General features: G+C 61.0%; 17 protein-coding genes. 9 read left to right on the top strand and 8 right to left on the bottom strand.

Annotated elements, in window-relative coordinates:
- The coding region (locus IZU87_RS04095) for an integrase core domain-containing protein (protein ID WP_213113744.1) at positions 1-569 on the top strand (569 nt) is incomplete at its 5' end.
- A 282-nt stretch (positions 570-851) separates the two neighbouring features.
- Positions 852-1166, top strand: a complete 315-nt coding sequence (locus IZU87_RS04090) for a hypothetical protein (RefSeq protein WP_043333722.1) — start codon at positions 852-854, stop codon at positions 1164-1166.
- 145 nt (positions 1167-1311) lie between these two features.
- Here the strand turns inward: IZU87_RS04090 and IZU87_RS04085 are convergent, their stop codons facing one another.
- Positions 1312-2856, bottom strand: a complete 1545-nt coding sequence (locus IZU87_RS04085) for an HNH endonuclease family protein (RefSeq protein WP_213113743.1) — start codon at positions 2854-2856, stop codon at positions 1312-1314.
- A 346-nt stretch (positions 2857-3202) separates the two neighbouring features.
- On the opposite strand from IZU87_RS04085, the gene IZU87_RS04080 reads away from it, so the two are divergent.
- From IZU87_RS04080 to IZU87_RS04070, 3 genes are all read left to right on the top strand, one after another.
- A complete protein-coding gene (locus IZU87_RS04080) occupies positions 3203-4093 on the top strand; it encodes a pseudouridine synthase (RefSeq protein ID WP_213113742.1) in 891 nt (296 codons plus the stop codon).
- A gap of 142 nt (positions 4094-4235) precedes the next feature.
- Positions 4236-5429, top strand: coding sequence for a DUF3500 domain-containing protein (locus IZU87_RS04075; RefSeq protein ID WP_213113741.1), 1194 nt, complete (start codon positions 4236-4238; stop codon positions 5427-5429).
- The gene (locus tag IZU87_RS04070; protein ID WP_213113740.1) at positions 5426-6073 is read left to right on the top strand and encodes a hypothetical protein; all 648 of its coding nucleotides are present in this window, start codon (positions 5426-5428) and stop codon (positions 6071-6073) included. The genes IZU87_RS04075 and IZU87_RS04070 overlap by 4 nt, the downstream gene beginning before the upstream one ends.
- Positions 6074-6246: 173 nt before the next feature.
- Here the strand turns inward: IZU87_RS04070 and guaA are convergent, their stop codons facing one another.
- From guaA to IZU87_RS04045, 5 genes are all read right to left on the bottom strand, one after another.
- Positions 6247-7821 (bottom strand): glutamine-hydrolyzing GMP synthase, encoded by a 1575-nt coding sequence (gene guaA, locus IZU87_RS04065; protein ID WP_131431235.1) that lies wholly within the window; start codon positions 7819-7821, stop codon positions 6247-6249.
- 165 nt (positions 7822-7986) lie between these two features.
- The gene (gene guaB, locus IZU87_RS04060; RefSeq protein WP_131431234.1) at positions 7987-9456 is read right to left on the bottom strand and encodes an IMP dehydrogenase; all 1470 of its coding nucleotides are present in this window, start codon (positions 9454-9456) and stop codon (positions 7987-7989) included.
- Between the two features lie 277 nt (positions 9457-9733).
- On the bottom strand, positions 9734-10852 hold the full coding sequence (locus tag IZU87_RS04055) for an ABC transporter substrate-binding protein (protein WP_249330421.1): 1119 nt from the start codon (positions 10850-10852) through the stop codon (positions 9734-9736).
- Between the two features lie 26 nt (positions 10853-10878).
- Positions 10879-12273 (bottom strand): sensor histidine kinase, encoded by a 1395-nt coding sequence (locus tag IZU87_RS04050; RefSeq protein WP_213113739.1) that lies wholly within the window; start codon positions 12271-12273, stop codon positions 10879-10881.
- Positions 12270-12941, bottom strand: a complete 672-nt coding sequence (locus IZU87_RS04045) for a response regulator (RefSeq protein WP_107335580.1) — start codon at positions 12939-12941, stop codon at positions 12270-12272. Before IZU87_RS04045 ends, IZU87_RS04050 begins: the two co-directional genes overlap by 4 nt.
- Before the next feature lie 177 nt (positions 12942-13118).
- On the opposite strand from IZU87_RS04045, the gene IZU87_RS04040 reads away from it, so the two are divergent.
- From IZU87_RS04040 to xseA, 4 genes are all read left to right on the top strand, one after another.
- Entirely contained in the window at positions 13119-14144 is a 1026-nt protein-coding gene (locus tag IZU87_RS04040; RefSeq protein WP_249330420.1) for a Bug family tripartite tricarboxylate transporter substrate binding protein, read from the top strand.
- Positions 14141-14581 (top strand): tripartite tricarboxylate transporter TctB family protein, encoded by a 441-nt coding sequence (locus tag IZU87_RS04035; RefSeq protein ID WP_107335582.1) that lies wholly within the window; start codon positions 14141-14143, stop codon positions 14579-14581. Before IZU87_RS04040 ends, IZU87_RS04035 begins: the two co-directional genes overlap by 4 nt.
- Before the next feature lie 18 nt (positions 14582-14599).
- Positions 14600-16102, top strand: coding sequence for a tripartite tricarboxylate transporter permease (locus tag IZU87_RS04030; RefSeq protein WP_107335583.1), 1503 nt, complete (start codon positions 14600-14602; stop codon positions 16100-16102).
- Positions 16103-16303: 201 nt separating this feature from the next.
- The gene (xseA, locus tag IZU87_RS04025) at positions 16304-17671 is read left to right on the top strand and encodes an exodeoxyribonuclease VII large subunit (protein ID WP_213113738.1); all 1368 of its coding nucleotides are present in this window, start codon (positions 16304-16306) and stop codon (positions 17669-17671) included.
- Between the two features lie 206 nt (positions 17672-17877).
- On the opposite strand, the gene glrR is transcribed toward xseA, so the two are convergent.
- Positions 17878-19245, bottom strand: coding sequence for a two-component system response regulator GlrR (gene glrR / locus IZU87_RS04020; RefSeq protein ID WP_054555312.1), 1368 nt, complete (start codon positions 19243-19245; stop codon positions 17878-17880).
- A gap of 120 nt (positions 19246-19365) precedes the next feature.
- Positions 19366-19932: a hypothetical protein gene (locus tag IZU87_RS04015; protein WP_213113737.1), complete on the bottom strand. Its 567-nt coding sequence runs from the start codon at positions 19930-19932 to the stop codon at positions 19366-19368.
- Positions 19933-19934: the final 2 nt, after the last annotated feature.

Raw genomic sequence — 19934 nt, 5'->3', positions numbered from 1 at the left:
TGGACGTCTTCAGCCGCAAGATCGTCGGGCACGAGATCTATGAAACAGAGACTGGCGAGCTGGCCGCTGAGTTGATTCAGAAAACCTGCTGGCGAGAGCGCCTGACAGATCGTCATAAACCCTTGATTCTGCATTCAGATAACGGCAGCCCGATGAAGGCAGCGACCTTCCTGGAAAAGCTCTATGACCTGGGCATCACTCCCTCGTACAGCCGACCGCGAGTCAGCAACGACAATGCCTTCGCCGAGTCGGCCTTCAAGACGCTGAAGTACCGGCCGGGCTTCCCCGTCGACGGGTTCGCCACCCTGGCCGAGGCTCAGGACTGGGTTCAGCAATTTACCGAGTGGTACAACCATGAGCACCGGCACAGCGCCCTTCGCTACGTCACGCCGAGCCAGCGTCATGACGGCGAGGCCAAAGGCATTCTGACGCAGCGCCGAGAGGTCTTCGAGGCCGCGAAGCAGCGTCACCCGGAGCGGTGGTCAGGCGACATCCGGAAACTCGATCTGCCGGAGATAGTGCATCTGAATCCGGAGCGGGATCCGGCACCGCAGGCAGTAGGATTTTAAAAAGCCAGAACCACTTCATGTGCCAACTATGTTGACAGATTCCGTACATCAGGATAAGCAACGTTTACACTCAGACTGATGTATCTCGGCGCCAAAACTCGTATGGTGAGAGAGAGGCTCGGCCTGTCGTCGATCAAGATGACGCGCGAGCCTCGAGCACGACTGTCATATGCACGACTGGAACGCATTTCTGGTACGAGCAACAAGGCACGACATCAAGCACAGCACGCGGAGCAGAACATCACGATCGATCATTGAAAACGACCAGCCGAGGAGGTTCACATGAAGGTCTACAAACCTGAATGGCGTTGCACGCTCGACGTGACGGAAGGCCCCGACCCCACCGCCCGCTGGAAAACACGGCTTGCCTGGCGCTTGCGCGCCCTCGCCGACCGCTTTGATGGCGGTAGTCGTACGATGAAGATTGACTGCAATGTCACCCCGGCGCTCACCCGCGAAGAGGTCGACACCTGCCTGGGCAAGGGCTTTGCCCTCAGCCAGAATCTGATGCTGCAACTGGCCAACCACAGCGCCTGCGAAGATGTCCTACGCGACGCCAAGGCCGAGCTCTACGAAGAAGAGCAACACCCGATGTAAGGTCTGATCTCAGTAGAACCCCGCAGATCACCCCATCGGTGAACGTAGTCCGCAAGACGCATGAAAAAGCCCTCCCGGCGATGCCGGGAGGGCTTTTTAGAGTGTATATAACTTAATTTTCGCAAAATCCATTCATATTTAATTTTCAGTTTTTGAATGTGGTATTGCAGTAAGGGTGCGATAGCTGAATGTTATCTAAAGTTCCACTACCACCATCTTGCTTACGAACTCTATGATCATATGAAATAGAAGACGAATGGAGCCTTGCACCGCATATTTCACATCTTTGCACTGTGCGTATACCATTTGCAATAAAGGCAGAGTTTTTTATAGCTTTGGAGAAACTGCTTGTAGCTGTAACTGAATAACCTGACTCATCTAGTTTTAGATATGAAAACTCATCTGTCTTCGCTATATTATATAAGACTTTACTTGTCTCACATCCTGATTCTAAATGCAAAAGAATACTGTTAAAATAATTCACTAGCGGCTCAATAGCGCTAGTAGCATGGCGTGCCTTCCTAACAATTTGTTGTATAACACCGTCTGAAAGTAAAACTATTTCCTCTAACTTATCTCGATGCTTAGTAAACAAATTAAGCCTATTACTCTCCTCCAGCCTCTTAGCGAACATTATTGTCGCATGAAAACAACTGACCCTAAAATTACCAGATTTGCTGTATATATAAACCGCAGGATGCAACCCTAACGAAAAGGGTTTTTTCGAGTTAACTCTTTCAATGATTTTTCTAACCCTTGATAGCTCTTGGACCGTACTTCTACCATCCTCATCATCTTTTTCCGAATCGACGCCCAATATCTTTATCAGCTCAAAAATCATCGACAATGAACTACTTGCATGATTTTTTCCGCCTAGAGGTAAATCTAGAGTTTTTATTGGAGTCGTGAGCTTAGGAGAAAATATCAATCTATTAATTTCCTCAGCTTGCTCCCTTATTGTCGCAGCAACTTCATTTTCGAACTTAGCCCAATAATTAAATCCTTGGCCACCCCGCAATATAGCTCTCGAACATAATCCTACTGGTTTTTTCCTTGATTCTAAAATAGCAATTTCAGTCTCACTTATTGGAGTCGATTTTTGGTTTATTTTAAAAAAGCTACTTTCAGCTTTTTTGGAATCACCATCTACCCACTGCAATTGAAAAGCCCTCGTGCCGAAAGTCTTCAATCTTTTCTTTATTTTCGGGTCAGCCAATTCTATATTATACAGTGCATCTTTATAATCTTTAAATGCACCGATATCATTATCGATAACTATTCTCGCTTTCCTCGCCGAATCTAACTGCTGTTGCGGTATTGCATTATCAAAAAATTTTCTAGAAATAACTCCGTCACCATAATCATTATTGACCCATGCAGCGATAGCACTGATTCTGTGCGCTCCATCTATCACAAAAGTATAACTATCTGCATACTTCCATAATATTATAGCTGGAACTAAATCTCCATCCAAAAAGCTTTCAATAAGATCTTTGACTTTTTCTAAACCCCATTCATTTGTCTCTCGTTGGAAGTCTGGCTTTCTTAGGAGTGAAAAGAAAAAACCAGGAATCTCAAAGTCATTATGACTCAATGTGGTTTTATGTGGTCCTTGTGAGCTATGAGCTTTATCCTGTACTTCAAAGTCATCTCTTACAATCAAAGCATCTAAAAACAATTTATCAGACATAAACAAATCCTTTTGTACGTCAGTTGATAGCTCTCATATGACAGGTTAGAAAATATAGCATGACATAAGCATTTGCGACACATCATTTTAAGTGAGGCTCAAATCAGAGAAATTAATCTTTTAACTAAGAGCGCCACTACACCTACGCAGACTTTAATAACATAGCACACACACAACACGAGCATACGAAATACTTAATAAATCACTCATAACACCTACCGTTACGGCATTCAGCACCTACCTATAGTATGATAAAATTTATTCAGAATTCTCCTTTTCACATGATTAAAGTCACTATCCGTACAATAATCTCCTAAAATTTTCTCAACTCAACCTCAGGCCCACCATGTCCATTTCCGCGCGTCCTTCCAAGCTGAGCTTGCCTCAGGTCAATCCCGGTGTGACGACGGTGCTGGAGTATCTGCTGCTCAAGTTTCCGGCGATTGCCGAGTCACGCTGGCGCGAGCGCATGGCCGAGGGCAAGGTGCATCGCGATAATGGCTCGCTGATCACGCCAGAGTCGCCCTACCAACCACATCTGCGTGTGTTCTATTACCGCGAGGTGGCAAGCGAGCCGAGCATTCCCTTCGCGGAGCGGATTCTCTATCAGGATGAGCACATTCTGGTGGCCTACAAGCCGCACTTTTTGCCGGTGACGCCCGGCGGCCTGTACGTGAACGAGTGCCTGCAGCAGCGGCTGCGCAAGCGCACCGGGATAGAGGCGCTGCAGGCGGTGCATCGTCTGGATAGGGTCACGGCGGGGCTGGTGCTGTGCTCCGTCAATCCCGACACGCGCCCCCTCTACCATCAACTGTTCAAGTCGCGGAATATCCACAAGACCTATCAGGCCATCGCGGAGACCCACAGCGATGAGTCCCTGGTGGGCCAGCAGTGGGAGGTAAAGAATCGTCTCGAACAGAGCGAGCAGCGCTTCCGCATTCATGTCACTGAAGGCGCGGCCAACAGCCACTCGGTGATTCGCTGCGTGCAGCAGACAGCCAGCCAGGCATTGTTCGAGCTGCACCCTGTCACCGGAAGAACCCACCAGCTACGCGTACATATGCAGACGCTGGGCTGGCCGATTCTGAATGACCGCTACTACCCCTTGCTGCAACCGCTCTCGCCGGATGACTACGCGCGCCCCTTGCAGCTGCTCTCCAAGGGGTTCGAGTTCATTGACCCTGTCACCGGCGAGGAAAGACGCTTCGAATACGACGGTGATCTGACGCTGGCATGAGGCGCGAGATAGCCACTGGCTGTCGTCGCCAGCCGACGCACAGGCCACGGCATGTGCACAAAGAAATCATCTGGCGAAGACTTCCTGCTCGACGTCAGGCGGGCTAAGGTTTTCCTCCTGTCCCCGGAAAATAGGCCCATCGATGTCCCGACGTCTCGCAGTGACCGGAGGAGCCGCGCTGGCCGCGCTCCTGTCCTTCCCCGTCCTCGCACAACAAGGGCACGACGGGCCGCCGCCCGATCACGATGGCCCGCCGCCGATGTCAGCGGAAGACCAGGCCCTGAGCGAGGCACTGCGCGCGCGCATGGGCGACACCAGCACCCAGATGCAGAGCGTGCCTCTCCCCGAGAGCGCCGCCGAGTGCGGCGACACACCCGGTTATGAGCGCATGCTGTGCCTGATTGATCTGCTCAAGGCGGATATCTCTGACGATGACATCCTGCAGAACCTGCAGCATGACTACTCCCTCGCAGAGGCCGAGAACTGGAGCAATCTGCCCGCTGGCGCCTTCCCGAAACGCCCCGGCGTGCTGCTGGGCGAGCTGAACATCAAGCAGCGCGGCCTCGTCAAAGCCATCATGCTGGAAGCGACTGGCCATGCGCCCGATGAAGGCTTCGACGAGATGCTCCAGACGCTCAACGCCGATGACTACATCAACACCGTCAGCACCGACTACAAGGCCGGTTACTCCTCCTACAACACCAAGTTCGCCTTCCTCGGCACGCCCGGCGAGACCGGCACCTGGGAGCTGTACTACGGCGGCCACCACATGGCCTTCGCCAACACCTACACCGACGGCAAGCTGGCCGGCGCCACGCCCTCCTTCCGTGGTGTGGAACCCTTCCCCTATTTCGAGATGAACGGTCGGGTGAACGAGCCGCTGACCCAGGAACGCGATGCCTTCGCCACCCTGTTGAGCTCGCTCTCCGATGACCAGCAGGCCAAGGCCATGCTAGAAGGTACCTACCGCGATATCCTCGCTGGCCCCCAGGCCGACGATGCCATCCCCGAAAGCTATGAAGGCCTGCCGGTCTCCGAGTTGGATGATGACCAGCAAGCGCTGCTGCTGACGGCCATCGAAACCTACGTGGACGATATCTCCGCCCCCGAAGCCGCGGCCTACATGGAGAAGTACACCTCCGAACTTCCCGAGACCTATCTCGGCTTCTCCGGCACGCCGCAGGTCAGTGCCGAAAACGATTATGTGCGCATACACGGCCCGTCGCTGTGGATCGAATTCTCATTGCAGTCGAACAAGTCCACCGACAAGGTCGGCAACCATCCGCACTCGGTATGGCGTGACCGCACCGACGACTACGGCGGCCAGAGCGAATGACCCGCTGCTCGCCGTGGCGCGCGGCGCTGCTCACGCTCGCGGTGATGATCGGCGGGGCCACGCTTGGCGGTAATGGTATGGGAATCAGCGGTATGGGCATCAGCGGCATGGGCATCATCCAGACGGCTCACGCCCATGCCCTGCCCGGCAGCACGCTCATCTTTGAGCAGCAGCCACAGCACACGCTCAAGCTCACTCTCCAGTTCCCGCGTGAAGATCTGCTGATCGCCGCGCCACAACTGGCAGCGCTTGGTGACGCCAAGCCCGATGCCCCCTTGCCGCAGGCGCTGACAGATCAACTCGGCGACTATCTCAGTCAGCATCTGGCACTCTCCAAGGATGGCGACGCGCTGCCGCTGACACTCACCGAGGTGCATCTCACCTCCACCTATCAGCCACAACTCGGCGACTACCTGCTGGTCGTCACCCAGTGGAACCTGAGCTACGAAGGTGCCACGCCCGACTCACTGCTGCTGAAATACGACGCCGTGATGCACGAGGTCCGCAATCACCGCGCCGAAGTCGAATGGCAAACACCCGCAGGCGACACCCGCCTGATGGCCGACTTCGGCTTCTTCCACTCCGCCCACGGTGTCCGACTGAACTTACAGAAGGCCAGGCAGGGACCAGCCGAGCAGGAGTGAGCCGAGCTGGAGTAAACAAGGCGGTTTGCGTTTCCTGAATCGCGCCCACAAAAAAGCCCTGCCGGCCATTGGCCAGAAGGGCTTTTTGCTTGCTGCGTTCTCGTCTCGATCAGTTCAAGAGACCGTCAGGACGAAACGCTGCGTCAGCTCAGCGAGGGGTGATCGTCAGACGATCATTCCCACTCGATGGTGGCCGGCGGCTTGCTGCTGACGTCATAGGTGACGCGCGAGACGTGCTCCAGCTCGTTGATGATGCGGTTGGAGACCTTCTCCAGCAGCTCATACGGCAGGTGCGCCCAGCGGGCCGTCATGAAGTCGACGGTCTCGACGGCACGAATGGCGATGACCCACTCGTAACGACGGCCATCGCCGACGACGCCGACGGACTTGACCGGCAGGAAGACGGCGAACGCCTGGCTGGTCTTGTGGTACCAGTCGAAGTTGTGCAGTTCTTCGATGAAGATGGCGTCGGCTTCACGCAGGATATCTGCGTATTCCTTCTTCACTTCACCGAGGATACGCACGCCCAGACCCGGCCCCGGGAAGGGGTGACGGTAGACCATGTCGTAGGGCAGGCCGAGTTCGAGGCCGACCTTGCGGACTTCGTCCTTGAACAGTTCGCGCAGCGGCTCGACCAGTTCCATCTTCATGTCGTCCGGCAGGCCGCCGACATTGTGGTGGGACTTGATGACGTGGGACTTGCCGGTCTTGCTGGCAGCGGATTCGATCACGTCCGGGTAGATGGTGCCCTGGGCGAGGAAGTCGACATCCTTGAGCTTGGCGGCTTCGGCATCGAACACTTCGATGAAGGTGTTGCCGATGGCCTTGCGCTTGGCTTCCGGGTCGCTGACGCCAGCCAGCTTGCCGAGGAAGAGGTCTTCGGCGTCAACACGGATGACCTTCACGCCCATGTGGCGAGAGAAGGTTTCCATGACCTGGTCGCCTTCCTTCTTGCGCAGCAGGCCGTTGTCGACGAAGACGCAGGTCAGCTGGTCGCCGATGGCCTTGTGCAGCAGCGCCGCGACCACGGAGGAGTCGACACCGCCGGACAGGCCGAGCAGCACCTTGCGGTCACCGACCTGAGCGCGAACGCGATCGGTGAGGTCTTCGATGATCTTGGCCGGGGTCCACAGACGCTCGGACTGGCAGATCTCGATCACGAAGTGCTCGAGGATGCGCTGGCCCTGCAGGGTGTGGGTGACTTCCGGGTGGAACTGCACGCCGTAGAACTGCTTCTCTTCCCACGCCATGGCGGCGATCGGGCAGCTCGGGGTGGAAGCGGTGACGGTGAAGGTCTCCGGGACTTGCGCGACCTTGTCACCGTGGCTCATCCAGACGTCGAGCAGCGGGCGGCCTTCGTCGTCCAGGTGGTCCTTGATGTCCTTGAACAGCGCGGACTCACCGTCGACACGAATCTGGGCATAGCCGAATTCGCGCACGTTGGAGCCTTCGACCTTGCCGCCGAGCTGCTCGGCCATGGTCTGCATGCCGTAACAGATGCCGAACACCGGCAGACCCATCTCGAACACGCACTCAGGCGCACGCGGCGAGTCCAGCTCGGTGACGGATTCCGGGCCACCGGCCAGGATGATGCCGTTGGGGTTGTACTCGCGGATCTCTTCTTCGGTGATGTCGAAGGCACGCACCTCGGAGAACACGCCCAGCTCACGCACGCGACGCGCGATCAGCTGTGTGTACTGGGAACCGAAATCGAGGATCAGGATCTTGTGGGAATGGATGTCTTGCATCTTCAGTCTCTCATTGGGGAGTCGTGAGACCCGCTTCGGAGCTGCGAGGGAGCGCAGGGCCGAAACAATCTGGCGTCGAGGGTAGCCGATACCGAAAGTTCGTTCGACCCAAGCAAAGCGGGAACCCGTGTTGGGCTCCCGCTTTGCGTCGCGCTTCGCTATGTATCAGTCGCGCCGATAGTTGGGCGCTTCCTTGGTGATCTGCACGTCGTGGACGTGGGATTCGGCGAAGCCGGCACCGGTGATCTGCACGAATTGCGGCACGGTGCGCATCTCTTCGATGGTCTGGCTACCGGTGTAGCCCATGGAGGCACGCAGGCCGCCCATCAGCTGGTGCACGATGGCGCTCATCATGCCCTTGTAGGGCACGCGGCCTTCGATGCCTTCCGGTACCAGCTTCTCGACGCCGGCATTCTTGTCCTGGAAGTAACGGTCGCTGGAACCCTGGGTCTGGGACATGGCGCCCATGGAACCCATGCCGCGATACGCCTTGTAGGTACGACCCTGGAACAGCTCGACCTCGCCCGGCGCTTCTTCCGTCCCAGCGAGCAGACCGCCGATCATGACGATGCTGGCGCCTGCGGCGATGGCCTTGGCGATGTCACCGGAGAAGCGGATACCGCCATCGGCGATGACCGGCACGTCGTACTTGGCCATGGCGGCCGCGACGTTGGCGACGGCGCTCATCTGCGGCACACCGACACCGGCGACGATACGCGTGGTGCAGATGGAACCCGGGCCGATGCCGACCTTGACGCCGTCTGCGCCGGCTTCTGCCAGGGCGATGGCGGCTTCAGCGGTCGCGATGTTGCCACCGATGACCTGAATCTTCGGGTGGTGCTCCTTGACCCAAGCGACGCGGTCGATCACGCCCTTGGAGTGACCGTGAGCGGTGTCGACGACGATGACGTCAACGCCGGCTTCGGCCAGTGCAGCAACGCGGTCCGGGGTTTCCGGGCCGGTGCCGACGGCGGCGCCGACCAGCAGGCTGCCGTTGCTGTCTTTTGCCGCGTTCGGGTAGGTCTTGACCTTCTCGATGTCGCGAACGGTGACGAGGCCGCGCAGGCGGAATTCGTCATCGACGATCGGCATCTTCTCGATGCGGCTTTCCTGCAGCTTGGCCTTGATCTGGTCCAGCGGCGTGCCTTCCAGCACGGTGACCAGCTTCTCGCGGCCGGTCATGATGCCGGCGACGGTATCGCTGAAGTCAGGCTGGAAGCGCATGTCGCGACCGGTCACGATGCCGACCAGGTATTCACCCTCGACCACCGGGAAGCCGGAGTAGCCATGCTCCTCGGACATTGCCAGCAGATCCTGGATCTTGGCCTTCGGGCTGACAGTGACCGGGTCACGCACGATGACGCTTTCGTGCTTCTTGACCTTGCGGACTTCCGCGGCCTGCTGGGCGATGCTCATGCTCTTGTGGATGATGCCGACACCACCTTCCTGCGCCATGGCGATGGCCAGGCGAGCTTCGGTGACGGTATCCATCGCAGAGGAGATAAGCGGGATATTGACGCTGATGTCGCGTGTGAGACGTGATCTCAGGCTGACGTCCTTGGGGAGGACCTCGGAGTAGCCGGGGACGAGAAGAACGTCATCAAACGTCAGAGCTTCTTGCGCTATACGTAGCATGTCGAACGCCCAGTAGCAGTTTATGAGGGATGCGCGAAAGCCGCAGTGCAGGGCCCGATGGACAGGCGCCATGACTACGGTTCTAGCGGTTGCTGCGAGGTAATCACCCATGATAACCCATTCGCCCCGCCCGAGACAAACGTCGCAGGCTATCAAACTCGCAACTTCACGTCCCGGCGACACTAACCATCTGGTCAACTAAAGCCACGGATGGCGCGGCCTGCGGGCTGGCGGGCGGTGAGAGCGTAACGACTGCCTGCCACTGCGAAGGCGGCCATCAGGGCGTCGGGGTGCCACCCGAATAGGCATCGAACCAGCGAGCCAGAAAGTCATTGCGACGCGCGGTGTCCAGCATGCTCAGCGAAGAGGCATCCAGCGGCTGCGGATACAGGCGCTGACCGACCTGATCACGCAGTGACTGGGCGGTGAAAGGGCCGACGATATCGTCCCGGATGCTGTAGAGCGGCGTCTCGCCAGCCACGACATGCTGACCTTCGCGACCGATGAGGAAGTTGATGAAGGCGCGCGCCTGCTCCGGGTGCGGGGCATGGCGGTGGATGAAGGCGGTGCGCATCGAGATCAGCGCATAGTCAGAAGGCATCTGCACGATGATGTCAGGATGCGTCTGCGCCCACTGCAGCGCATAGGAGCCCAGCAGGTTGTAACCCAGCCAGTAGCGCCCGTCACTCAGGCCTGCCAGCATGCGCTGGGTGCTGGTCTCGAGGGTGGCATCGACCCGCCCCAACGCCGCGACCAGCTTCCAGAAGCGCCCCGAATAGCGGGAATCCTGCAGGTAGAGCGCATAGCCCAGCGCACTCTTGGAGGGCGAATAGGCCACTACCCGCCCGGCCAGCGTCTCGGCGTGTTGCGTCAACAGATTCAGGACATCGGCATGCGAGACTGGCGGCAGCATCCTGGCGGCGAGGTCCAGCCGGTAGGCCATCACGATGGGCTCGAAGGTGAAGGCGAAGACCTCATCGCGCCACTTGGCCCATTGTGGCCATTGCCGCGCCTCGTCGCTGTCGAGTCGCTGCGCCAGCCCCTGATTGACCAGCGCCACCTGCCACGGCATCGCGGAGCTGAGAATGACGTCAACCCGAGGGTCTGGCTGCTGGGCTCGAGCATTGACGGCCATCGAGCTTCGGTCGCGGTAATCGAGCTCGACGTCGGGATAGCGGCGCGTGAAGGCCGCCAGCAGGGGCGCCGCCACCTCACGATCCATCGCCGCCTCGATCACCAGACGAGCCTGGGTGGACGCCGCAGCCGCCTTGACTGGCATCGCCGCCGCGAGAATGGCCACACTGGCCCACAGCGCGAGCAGCAGACGATACATGGCCCGGCGTACCCGTGTGGGAGCGATGATATGAACGATGGAGGAAATGATAGCGAAGGCCATGACAAGCGGCCTGTCAGGCGTGAACTTCATGACTGTCTCCCCGGAAAGCGAATGTGCACGCACAGCCCTCCCGCATCGCGATTGCTGACCTGCAACTCGGCCTGATGACGCAGGGCAATCGTCTCGACGATCGCCAGCCCCAGCCCCGAGCCATCGGTGTCCTGACGCCCTGCACGCTCGAAGGGCTGACAGAGTCGTTCCAGCATCTGCGGGTCGACGCCGGGGCCGTTGTCCTCGATGCTCAGCACCACTCCCCCGCCCTCTGCCTCAAGGCTCAGCCCCAGGGTGATCTCGCTGCCCGCCGGGGTGTAGCGCAGCGCATTCTCGATCAGATTGCCGATCATCTCGCGCAGCGCCCACGGCTCGCCAATCACGCAGATTGGCTGTGCCGGCAGCTCGGCCAGCCCCAGATCATGCTGGCGCGCGAGGTCGTGATCGACCCACTCCAGCACCACGCTGCGCAGCAAGTCAGCGAGATCCAGCGCGTCCTGCTCCGTGGGCAATGCCAGATGGCGCAGCCGCGTCAGGTTCAGCAACTGCCCGGCCAGACGACTGGTGCGCGCGGCGCTGGCATGGATATCGCTCAAGGCTTGATGCCACTGCGCCGGCGAGTCACTGCCCAGCGCGAATTCAGCAGCGTTCTGCACGCCGGCCAGCGGTGTGCGCAGCTGATGGCTGGCATCGGCGGTAAAGCGCAGCAACGCATCGCGGGATTCCCCCTGGCGGTGGAAAAGCTGCTCCAGGGTATCGGTCAGCTCACGCATCTCCTCGGGCATGGTGCCAGACAACGGGCTGGCATCCTGCGGTTGGCGGCGACGCAGCTGATGACGCAGACGCTTGAGCGGCGTCAACGCCAGGCGCAGGGTGATGAAGATCATCATGGCGGCGAACAGCCCCATCACCAGAATGCGCCCCATGGCACGTGTCAGAAGCTCTCGCGCCAGCTGCTCACGCCCTTCGATGGTATGTCCGACCCAGACCTGCACGCGGAACTGCCGCTCCCAGCCCGCCGAGCGCACGCTACGCGCATGCAGACGCCACTCGACGCCCTGATAGTGGATGTTGTGCCACACATCGCCTTCGGCGGCCTCGCGCTGCAGCTTCGCGGAGAGCGCAATGTCGAGGTTGTTGGCCAGTACCCGACCCTCATCATCGATCAGACGGTAGAAGACGCGCTCCTGATGGCGCGTGGAGAGAATCTTGAGCGCGGCGGGCGGCATCATGATGCGCGGCTGATCATCCTGCCACTGGATGGCCTCGGTCATGGTGAGTAGCGCATCTTCAAGCTGGCTGTCGAAGGCACGCTGCGCCGAGCGCTGACTGGTCACCCAGGCGTCCATCATCAACAGGCCACCGACGATGAGCATCATGCTCAGCAGCCAGGCCAGCAGGCGATTGCGCAGCTTGCCGTGAATGATCATCCGGCGTCGATCAGCTCGAGCCGATAGCCCAGCCCGCGCAGTGTGCGGATCTGGATCTCACTGCCCGTCAGGCGCTTGCGCAGCCGACTGATGTAGACCTCCAGCGCATTCGAGCCCACCTCGCCATAGCCGAACACCTTGCCTTCGATCACCTCGCGCGACACCACCTTGCCGGCGTGCAGCATCAGGCTTTCCAGCAGGCGGCGTTCGCGCGGCGGCAGGTCCAGCGTCGTCTCGCACAGCGTGAACATGCCGCTGCTGGTCGACAGCGACAGCGGCCCGAAGCGCACGCTGTTGTCGCTGCGCCCTTGACTGCGCCGCAGCAAGGCACGTACGCGCGCTTCCATCTCCACCAGCGAGAACGGCTTGGCCAGATAGTCATCGGCGCCGAGATCCAGCCCGCGCACGCGGTCATCGACGCCGTCCCGCGCCGTGATGATCAGCACCGGGGTCAGGTCATTGCGCTGGCGCAGTTCCGCCAGCAGGTCCATGCCCTGTCCATCGGGCAGGCCGAGATCGAGCAGGATCAGATCGAAGCCGCCCTGGCGCGCCGCGTCCCGAGCGGGGGCGAGGCTATCGAAGACATCGATGGCATAGCCCAGCGCCGTCAGACTGCGCTGCAGGGTACTGGAAATGAGGGGGTCATCCTCGACGACGAGCAGGCGCATGCGTCCAAAGTCTCAGTAAGGTGAAGGGAAAGTGACAGGTTGATGAAAGGTCGCGCTCATACCATGCCGGTATCGCATCCACGCCTGCGATGCATTACCCAGCCAGCGCCATTGCCGCCAAGAACATAAAGCAAAAGGCGCTGCGAAGACAAAAACAACAGCCATCAGGAGCACACCATGCCCCAGACTCGACGCCTGCCTTCATCACTGCGCCACTTCACGCCGCTGCGCCTCGTCGCCGCGATGACTGCCCCCATCGCGCTGGCCGCTGCAAGCTTGGTCGCCATGCCTGCGGCGGCGGCCGACAAGAGTGAATGCATCGCCCCGGCCAAGCCCGGCGGTGGCTATGACCTCACCTGCCGCCTGGCCGCCAACGGCCTGCTGGAAACCGGCGTCATCGATTCCCCGATGATGGTCACCTACATGCCGGGCGGCATCGGCGCGGTCGCCTACAACCACATCATCGGCGTGCGCAGCGATGACCCGAATCTGGTGGTGGCCGCCAGTACCGGCGCCGCCGTCAATCTGGCGTTGGGCAAGTTCGGCAAGTACAGCGCCGATGACGTGCGCTGGGTCGGCGCGCTGGGCGTCGATTACGGCGCGGTGGTGGTAAGCGCCGATGCCCCGTGGCAGACCCTCGATGAGCTGATGCAGGATCTCAAGGACCACCCCGGTGAGATTCCCTTCGGCGCCGGCGGCACCGTGGGCAGCCAGGACTGGATGAAGGCCGCGCTGATCGCCAAGTCCGTCGACGTCTCTCCGCGTAAGCTGCGTTACGTGTCCTTCGAAGGCGGCGGTGAAGCACTGGCCGCTCTGCTGGGCAATCACATCAAGGTCTTCACCGGCGACCTGTCCGAGCTCAAGGCCCAGCTTTCCAGCGGCAAGATTCGCGTGCTGGCCGCGCTGTCCGAAGAACGCATGGGCGGCCCCTATGCCGACATCCCCACCGCCACGGAACAAGGCTATGACGTGACCTGGCCGATCTGGCGCGGTTACTACATGGGCAACGACGTCAGTGACGCCGACTACAACAACTGGGTCGAGCGCCTCAAGCAGCTGAACGACAAGCCGGAATTCGCCGAGATTCGTGAAGCCCGCGGCCTGTTCCCGATCCAGAAATTCGGCGCTGATTTCGATACCTACGTGAAAGACCAGGTCGCCGACTTCAAGAACCTCGCCAAGGAAGTGGGACTGACAAAATGAGACTCGCCGCCGATCGCATCCTGGGCTTCGCCCTGATGGGACTGGCGGCGTTCATCGTCGCCCAGTCCCTGAGTATCGAAGTGCCCTTCGCCTACGACCCGGTAGGCCCCAAGGCCTTTCCCATCGGCCTCTCGATCCTGATGGCCATCTTCTCGCTGGTGCTGATCCTGCGCCCCGGCCCGGAAGGTGACTGGCCATCGGCCAGCGTGATGCTGCAGCTGGGACTGGTGATGGTGATCCTGATCGCCTTCGCCTTCTTCTTCGTTCGTCTCGGCTACCCCATCACGGCCGTCGCCGCCATCACCGCCATCGCACGACTGTTCGGTGCCAGCTGGCGCGCCGCCTGCGTGACCGGCGTACTGATGGCCGGAGCAAGCTATGTGCTGTTCACCGCCGTGCTGGAAATCTCGCTGCCGACCGGGCTGTGGTTTTCCTGATTCCGAGAGGGCTTTCTCATGTTTGATTTCATCATCCAGGGCTTTGGCGTCGCACTGACGCCACTCAACCTTGGCCTGGCCTTCAGTGGCGCACTGCTGGGCACCTTGTTCGGCGCCCTGCCGGGCATCGGCCCCATCAACGGCATCGCCATTCTGATGCCGCTGGCCTATACCCTCGGTCTGCCGGCGGAATCGGCGCTGATTCTGCTGGCAGGTATCTATACCGGCGCCGAATATGGCGGCCGGATGTCGAGCATCCTGCTCAATGTGCCGGGCGATGCCGGTGCCGTGATGACCACCCTCGACGGCTATCCGCTGGCCAAGCGCGGACTGGCCGGGCCGGCGCTGGGCATCTCGGCGATCAGCTCCTTCGTCGGCGCCAGTATCGCGATCCTGGGTCTGACCCTATTCGCCCCGCTGCTGGCCACGGTGGCCGTGCAGTTCGGTCCGGCGGAACTGTTCACCATGATGGTGTTCGCCTTCGCCTCCATGTCGGTGATGATGGGCAATGACCCGGTCAAGACCGCACTGGGCGCCATCCTCGGTGTATTGATCGGTACCGTCGGCGTCGATTCCGGCACCGGTATCCAGCGCTTCACCTTTGATATCCCCGATCTCTACGACGGCATCGATTTCGTGGTGCTGATCATCGGCATGTTCGCGATCAGCGAAATCCTGCTGATGCTGGAAAGCCGCCTGCAGCATGGCAAGTCCGGCGCTCTGCCTGTCATCGGTCGCGTCTTCGTGACGATGAAGGAAATTCTCTACTGCAAAGGCGCCATGCTGCGCTCCGGTCTGCTCGGCTTCCTGATCGGCGTGCTGCCGGGCACCGGCGCCTCGGTGGCGGGTGCTGTTTCTTACACCACCGAGAAGCGTGTCAGCGACAAGGACAACACCTTCGGTACCGGCGACATGCGCGGCCTTGCCGCACCGGAAGCCGCCAACAACGCGTCCGCAGCGGGCTCCTTCGTGCCGATGCTGACCCTGGGCATCCCGGGTTCCGGTACCACCGCCGTATTGCTTGGCGCACTGATGCTCTACAACATCACGCCCGGCCCGATGATGTTCAGCGAGCATCCCAAGGTCGCGGGCGGCCTGATCGCTTCACTCTATATCGGTAATATCGTGCTGTTGCTGCTCAACCTGCCGCTGGCCGGCTTTTTCGCTCGCGTGCTGACCATCCCGCGCTGGGCGCTGGTGCCGGGCATCGTCATCCTGTCCTTCGTCGGGGTCTATCAACTGCATTCCGACATGGGCGCCATCTATCTGATGCTGGGTATCGGCGTGCTGGGCTACCTGCTGCGCAAGCTGAACTTCTCGCTGGCGACCATCGTGCTGGGCTTCGTGCTCGGCGGGCTGATGGAAGAGAACCTGCGCCGCGCCCTGGCCATCAGCGGTGGCGACAGCAGCATCCTGTGGCAATCGGGTATCTCGCAGGGCCTGTGGCTGGCCTCGCTGTTGCTGCTGCTCGGGCCTTTCCTGCTGTCACGCCTCGGCAAGCGCAAGGCACAGACGGCCTGATCAAGGTACGCCCTGTAGCAATCCCCAAGCCCCCGTTCTCCCTCTGGAGTGCGGGGGCTTTTTGGTGGCAGCGCCCTCGCCTGTGGCATCATTGTATTGTTCTCTTCACCAGCTTCAGTGCTTCACCAGCTTCAGTGTTTCACAACTACAATAGTCGCCCTCACTCAAGCTCCCCGTCAGCTCCAGCACAAGGAATGTCGCGTGTTCGAAACCTCGTCTGCCGCCAACGCCATCAGCGTGACCCAGCTCAACCGTGAGGCCAAGGGCCTGCTGGAGCGAGGCCTGGGGGAGCTCTGGATCGAGGGGGAGATCTCGGGCTTTTCGCAGCCGCGCTCCGGCCACTGCTACTTCACGCTCAAGGATGACAACGCCCAGGTACGCTGTGCGTTGTTCAAGAGCCGCGCCCAGTTTCTGCGCGAGAAGCCCAAGGATGGTGACCGGGTGCGGGTACGCGCCAAGGTGTCGCTGTTCGAGGCGCGTGGCGACTATCAGCTGATAGTCGAGGCGTTGCAGCAGGCGGGACTGGGGGAGTGGCTGGCGCGACTGGCACGCCTGAGAGAACAACTGGCGGCCGAGGGCGTGTTCGCCAATCAGCGCGCCCTGCCCCATCCGCCGCGCCATCTGGGCGTGATCACTTCCGCGACCGGCGCGGCGCTGCAGGATGTGATCGCGGTGACGCGCAAGCGCTGGCCGCAGGCGCATCTGAGCGTGCTGCCGGTCGCCGTGCAGGGGCCACAGGCGGTGCCGCAGTTGATTCGCGCGGTGGCGATGGCCAATCGCGACAGCGACTGTGATGCGCTGCTGATCACGCGTGGCGGCGGCAGCCTGGAAGACCTGTGGGCCTTCAATGACCAGCATCTGGCGCGCGCCATCTTCCACTCGCGCCTGCCGGTGGTCGCCGCCATCGGCCACGAGACCGACACTACCCTGGCGGAACTGGCCGCCGACCTGCGCGCACCGACGCCCTCCGCCGCAGCCGAGGCACTGTACCCGGACCAACGCGCCCAGGTGCAGCAACTGACCGCCCTCAAGCAGCGCCTGTGGCGCGCGCAGCGTGCCCGCCTCGACCAGGCGGCGCAGCGGCTGGATCATGCCCGCTCGCGCCTTCGACATCCGGCCCGTGAGCTGGAAACCCAGCGCCAGCGTGCCCGCGAGCTGGAACGCCGCCTGCACACCGCAGTGCGCATGCGCATGACCAGTGAGCAGCAGAAGGCCGATCAGCTGACCCGCCGCCTGCAGCAGGCCAGCCCCGCGCGCGACATCCAGCGCCATCGTCAGCAACTGGCGATGTTGACCCCGCGCCTCAACAACGCCCTGCCACGTCGCCTGGCCGCTGATCGTGAGCGCCTGGAAGGCGCGATGCGCGCACTGAATGCGGTCAGCCCGCTCAATGTGCTCAACCGTGGCTACGCCATCGTCGAACGCGTCGGCAGCCAGACGCCGACACACGGCGACAGCAAGGTGATTCGCGCCGCCCACCAGACCCAGCCCGGCGAGATGCTCTCGATCCGCCTCGGCGAAGGCCGCCTGGCCGTCGAGGTCAAACGCCGCTACAAGCCGCGCCCCTGAGCCCTGTCTTGCCTCGGACTGACGAGAACAAGACGAGAACAAGACGAGAACAAGACGAAAAAAGCCCCGCTACCTGAACAGGTAACGGGGCTTTTTCTTGGGCGCTTCACGTCCGACACACCGGGCCACTTTTGGCCTTACGACCTTCGCGTGGCGCCGGGCCGCTTTTGACCTCATGCCCTTCGCGTGGCTTCGGACGCGTTAGATCAAAAGTCAGGCGGACCCTGCTCGGCGCCCGGCTTGAACACGCCCGGCTCCAGGTCATGACGTCCCAGCAGCTTGTAGAAGTCGGTGCGGTTACGTCCGGCGATACGCGCCGCCTGGGTCACGTTGCCTTCGGTGATCTTCAGCACCTTGATCAGGTAGCTGCGCTCGAAACCGGCACGCGCCTCGGAGAAGGACGGCAAGGCGTTCTCTTCCGCGGCCAGCGCCTGGGAGACCAGCGCTTCCGGAATCATCGAGGAGCTGGTCAGCGCGACACACTGCTCGACCACGTTGACCAGCTGACGCACGTTGCCCGGCCAGGCACTGGAGGCCAGCAGGTTGAGCGCTTCCGGCGAGAAGCCCTTCACGAACGGCTTGTGGCGCGCGGCGGCCTGGCTGATCAGATACTTGGCCAGCAGCGGCACATCCTCGGCACGCTCGCGCAGGGCGGGCAGCTTCAGATTGACCACGTTGAGGCGGTAGTAGAGGTCTTCGCGGAAATCGCCGTCATGCATCGCCTTGTCGAGATTGCGGTGCGTGGCGGAGATGATGCGCACGTCGATGGGCACCGAGGTGGTGGAGCCCAGCGGGCGAATCTGACGCTCCTGCAGGGCACGCAGCAGCTTGACCTGCAGCGCCAGCGGCATGTCGCCGATCTCATCGAGGAACAGGGTGCCGCCGTCCGCCGCCTGGAACAGGCCCTGATGGGCACTGACCGCGCCGGTGAACGAGCCCTTGGCGTGACCGAACAGCTCGCTTTCCAGCAGCTGCTCCGGCAGCGCGCCACAGTTGATGGCGACGAAGGGACGCGAGGCGCGCGGGCTGGCGTTGTGGATGGCCTTGGCCATCAGCTCCTTGCCCGAACCGGACGGGCCGGTGACCAGCACGCTGACATCGGATGCCGCCACCATGCGCGCCTGCTCGAGAATCTGCTCCATCTGCGGGGAGCGAGTGATGATGCCAGCGCGCCAGGCATCGTCACCCTCCTTTACGGGCGGCGCCTGGGCCAGCGCCTCATCGATGGCGGCGAACAGCTCGTCCTTGTCGACCGGCTTGGTCAGGAAGCTGAACACGCCCTGGCGGGTGGCACTGACGGCATCAGGGATGGAGCCGTGTGCGGTCAGCAGGATGACGGGCATACCCGGCTGACGCTTCTGCAGCTCACCGAACAGGGCCATGCCATCCATTTCATCCATGCGCAGGTCGGACAGGACCAGGTCTGGACGTGCGGCTTCGAGACGGCTGAGCGCCTCGCGGCCACTGCTGGCCGTCGTGACCTTGAAGCCACGGCTTTCGAGACGCATGCCGAGCAGCTTGAGCAGGCTCGCATCATCATCGACGAGCAGAATATGCGCTTGTGCGTATTTCACACTAACTCTCCTTGCGACACCCGAGGGCCTGGGACATCGACGTCGGGGCCGCACAGTCTTGCGTCATGCAATCGCGGGGATTGAGTGACAGGGTCGTGGCCAGAGTCTGCCGCTGAGGGTTCAGGGCGTGCTCTGGCGGCGCGAATTGATTGATTCTTCGATGGCCGTCAAGGCTTCCAGCTTCTTGGTCAGCTGGGCGTTCTCGGCGCTGAGCTTGCGACGGGCACCGTCATTCTTGTCACGCTCGGCGATCAGACCGCGACGCTCCTCGAGGCCATTGAGCCACTGACGAAGCAGCGGCTGCAGGCGGCTCGGGGCGGTGGGCAGGTCCGCCTTGTAGAGGTCGGAGGCCAGTTCCCAGCCCGATTCATCGCCCCAGCTGAGCACGATGGCACGCGCGAGACGACGGTCGTGGCGGTTGCCTTCCAGCTGCAACAGGGTGCTTTCACGCCAGCCGCTGTTGCCACGCTGGGCCTGCAGCGCGAAGGCGACCCATTCATCCAGCAGGCAGTCCTCGCCGGTGAAGTCCGGCAGGTCGCCGGCGCCGTAGCAGCTCTCCCGCACACTCGGGCTGACCACTTCCGGCTCGCTGCCCGGCATGGTGATATTGGTCAGGGCGCCACAGGCGCTAAGCGTACTGAGCAACACGCCTGCAGCCAGGCGCATCAGTAGTCGTTGACCCTTCATCA

Origin of the sequence: Cobetia sp. MC34, from assembly GCF_018340035.1 — a bacterium.
GTDB classification, from domain to species: Bacteria; Pseudomonadota; Gammaproteobacteria; order Pseudomonadales; family Halomonadaceae; genus Cobetia; species Cobetia amphilecti.
The sequence above is the reverse complement of the archived record's forward strand: the minus strand, read 5'-3'. Positions and strand labels throughout refer to the sequence as shown.